We start from the raw sequence: 2,874 nt of genomic DNA, 5'->3' as shown, positions 1-2,874 counted from the left end.
GCGCAGGGGAATGCGGGCACCCCGGAGTGCCGGGCCGGGGGCCCGCGGGGTGCCCGCGCCGGGCGGCGTCCCGCACACCCGACTCACACGCCGATGGCGCCCCCGTCCGCCCGCCACACCGCGACCACGGCCGGCCGGGTGTAGGTGCCGGGACCGTCGGGCCAGGTGCTGGCCGGCCTCTCCACCGACGCCCCGTCCACCTCGCCCGGGTGCTGCACGGCGATCAGCACACGCCGGTCCTGGATGACCGGCCCGCAGGTCTCCGCGCCCCTGGGCACGGTCAGGAACTGCCTCAGCTCACCGCGCCGGTCCCCGCGTGTGGCGACGCCGAACAGGCCGTCGTGGGAGCCGAGGGCGTTGCCGTCGGTGGCGATCCACAGATTGCCGTGGGCGTCGAAGGCGACGTTGTCCGGGCAGGAGATGGGGCTGACGGAGTCCTTCGGGAACCCGGCGAAGTAGGTCGACGGGTCCTTCGGGTCGCCCGCGACCAGGAACAGCGACCAGGCGAACCTCGTGCTCTCCGGCCGGTTCCAGCGCTCGGTCAGCTCCAGGACGTGGCCGTGCTTGTTGGCGTTGCGCGGGTTGGCCTCGTCCGCCGCGGGGTTGGAGTCGACACCGCGGCGGGAGTTGTTGGTCAGCGCGACATAGACCTTGCCGGTGACCGGGTTGGGCTCGACGTCCTCGGGCCGGTCCATCTTCGTGGCGCCCACCTTGTCGGCGGCGAGGCGGGTGAAGACGAAGACCTCCTCGGCGGTCATGCCCTCGACGTGCGAGACGGCGCCGTCGGCGGTGGCGGTGGCCAGCGGGATCCACTCGCCGCTGCCGTCGAACTCGCCGTCCTCCGGGAGCCTGCCGCTGCCGTCGATCTCGAGGGCGGGCGAGTCGCCGGTGAGCCTGGCGACGTACAGCGTGCCCTCGTCGAGCAGCGTCAGGTTGTGCTCCCGCGCGGAGCGGCTGGTGCCGTGCCGCATCCGCTTGCTGCCGACGAACTTGTAGAAGTACTCGAACCGCTCGTCGTCCCCGGAGTACACGACCGGCCGCCCGTCGTGCGTCAGCCGCACGGTCGCCCCCTCGTGCTTGAACCGTCCGAGCGCGGTGTGCTTGCGCGGCGTGGAGGTCGGGTCGTACGGGTCGAGCTCGACCACGTACCCGAACCGGTGCACCTCGTTCGGCTCCTGCGCGAGGTCGAACCGCTTGTCGAACCGCTCCCACTTGCGCTCGGTGGAGCCGCTTCCGACGCCGTACCGCCGGTCGGTCGCCCGGCTGCCGTTCGCGAAGTACTGGTTGAAGTTCTCCTCGCCGTGCAGGGTCGTGCCCCACGGCGTCGTGCCGCCGGCGCAGTTGTTGAGCGTGCCGAGCACCCTGGTGCCGCCCGGGTCGGCGGAGGTCCTCACCAGGTCCGACCCGGCGACGGGCCCGGTGAGCCGGAACTCGGTGGTGGCGGTGAGGCGCCGGTTGAGCGGGTGCCGCGGGACGGGGGTCAGCCTCCCGCTCCCGCGGTCCTCCTCGACGACGACCACGGACAGCCCGTGCGCGGCCCAGGAGATCTCGACCTGTTCGCGGGTGGGGTTCTCGGAGTCGTACCCGCGGAACATCAGGATCTCGTTGGTGTACTCGTGATTGGCGACGAGCAGCTGACGGCCCCGCTCGCCCTTGAGGGGCAGCAGCGCCAGGAAGTCGCAGTTGTACCCGAACTGCCCGGCCTGCGCCGTGGCGCTCTGTCTCTCCGGGTCGAAGGCGGGCGCCCCGCGCAGAATGGGGTCTCCCCAGCGGATGACGACGTTCTGGCGGTACCCCTCGGGGACGGTGACGGTGTCGGCCGTGTTGGGCGGGACCGGCGCGAACCGCAGTCCGCGTGCCGCGGAGGGCTTCTTCCGGGCGGACGCGGGAGCCGCCGGGCGGTGGGCCGCGGCCCCGGCCGGAGGGGCTCCGGCGGCGGCCGCCGTGCCGGTCGCGGCGGCGACGGTGACGACCGCGGCGGCCCGCAGCATCGAACGGCGCGCGAGCGCACCGGCGATGACATCGCCGGCGTACTCGTTGGAGCTGGTGTTGGGCACCTCGTGGAAACAGGCGTCACCACACCGGAAACGACAGGTCAGGGCGGACCGTCCGCCGGGGTGTGCGGCGGAGGGCGTTCCGATCAACGGCAGCAGCTTGCGCATGGGTTCTCTCCTTGGGTGCCCGGGGTGCCGATGCGAACCGTAGGAGTGCGTATGTGCGACAACCGGGCGCCAGGATGAACGACGGGTGAAGAACCCGCGGCATCATCGGGGAAGTTGGCCGGAGAGCGTCGTACGGCGCCGTACGAGGGCCGGATGCCGCTCTTGACAGCTGCAGCACCAAACACCCCACCCTGCCCAAGATCGCCCATGAGGGCAGCTAACCTTACGTGTCCGTCCTGGCCAGGGATTGACGGGCTTCAACTCATGCGAAGGGTTGCGCACATGGGCATTCTCACTCTCTTGCGGAACGCGTTCGGGCGGTCACGTAGAGCGAGGGCCGCCGAGGCGGAGGGTGCGGCGCAGGCCGCCGAGACGCGCGATGCGGCCGAGGCCACCCCGGCGCCGCCCGAGCCGGCCCCGGAGCCGACCACGGCCGCGACCCCGTCCCCGAAGCTCCCGTCGCCGTCCTCCCCCTCCTCGCCTTCTTCCCCGTCCTCGTCCTCTTCCCCCTCTTCCTCGTCCTCGCCCTCCGAGGCCGCGCCGAAGCCCACGCCCTCCGTCCCGGAACCCCGTGAGGAGCACGACCTCGTCTCGGAGGCCTTCGACAAGGTGAGGGTGCCGGAGCCCGCCCGCTCGACGGAGCAGCCGGCACCAAAGGCACCGGCTGAGGCATCGCCCGGGACGCCGTCCAAGGCGTCGGCCGAGGCGTCGG

At 72.3% G+C, this 2,874-nt stretch carries 1 protein-coding gene and 1 pseudogene; both read right to left on the bottom strand.

Features of this window, described 5'->3' with window-relative positions:
- Positions 1 to 83: 83 nt before the first annotated feature.
- On the bottom strand, positions 84 to 2,162 hold the full coding sequence (locus CCN35_RS15675) for a PhoX family protein (protein ID WP_067398184.1): 2,079 nt from the start codon (positions 2,160 to 2,162) through the stop codon (positions 84 to 86).
- Positions 2,163 to 2,419: 257 nt separating this feature from the next.
- Positions 2,420 to 2,874, bottom strand: a pseudogene (locus CCN35_RS28925) (hypothetical protein); the annotation flags it as partial.

Origin of the sequence: Streptomyces thermovulgaris (genome assembly GCF_002155915.1) — a bacterium.
Classification (GTDB): Bacteria; Actinomycetota; Actinomycetes; order Streptomycetales; family Streptomycetaceae; genus Streptomyces; species Streptomyces thermovulgaris.
The sequence above is the reverse complement of the archived record's forward strand: the minus strand, read 5'-3'. Positions and strand labels throughout refer to the sequence as shown.